General features: G+C 38.6%; 2 pseudogenes. Both read left to right on the top strand.

The annotated features are described in order from the left end of the window. Positions 1-303 (top strand): annotated as a pseudogene (locus ACFIK8_RS13040) (phosphate acyltransferase); the annotation flags it as partial. Positions 304-352: 49 nt separating this feature from the next. Then, positions 353-544, top strand: a pseudogene (locus tag ACFIK8_RS13035) (3-oxoacyl-ACP synthase); the annotation flags it as partial.

The raw sequence follows: 544 nt of genomic DNA, 5'->3' as shown, positions 1-544 counted from the left end.
AGTTCTTTTTTCTCATCCCTTGGTTTTTTTTTGTCGCGGGGCGCTTTTCGTACACTGAGACATAAAATGGATCCCGATAGGGTGAATGGTGGAGTGCTTTTAGGTTTGAACGGTGTTGTCATAAAAAGTCATGGTAGCGCTAATGCTAGCGGTTTTGCTTCTGCTATCCGCGTTGCTTATGAGATGGTTAGTAATAGACTTTTGAAAAAAATAACGGCTGATTTGCGGCGGTTTCATGAAAATAAAGAAAAACTTTTTGATAAAGAAAGTGAACCCACGATTAATAATGGGGAGACCATATGATAAACATTTGTAATATAAGTAAAAAATCTCAAGAAAAGGTTAGAACCGAATGATTCGATCAGTTATTCGTGGTGTAGGTAGTGCCTTACCAAAAAAAAGCTTATCGAATGATGAGGTTGCGAAGTTTGTTGAAACATCAGATTCGTGGATTGTTCAGCGTACAGGAATACGTCAACGTTACATTGCTAATGAAAATGAAACAACTGTTTCTTTAGGCGTAGAAGCTGCACGAGCTGCGCTT

Source organism: Bartonella sp. MR168JLCBS (genome assembly GCF_042194175.1).
This window is presented reverse-complemented; position numbering and strand designations above follow the sequence as displayed.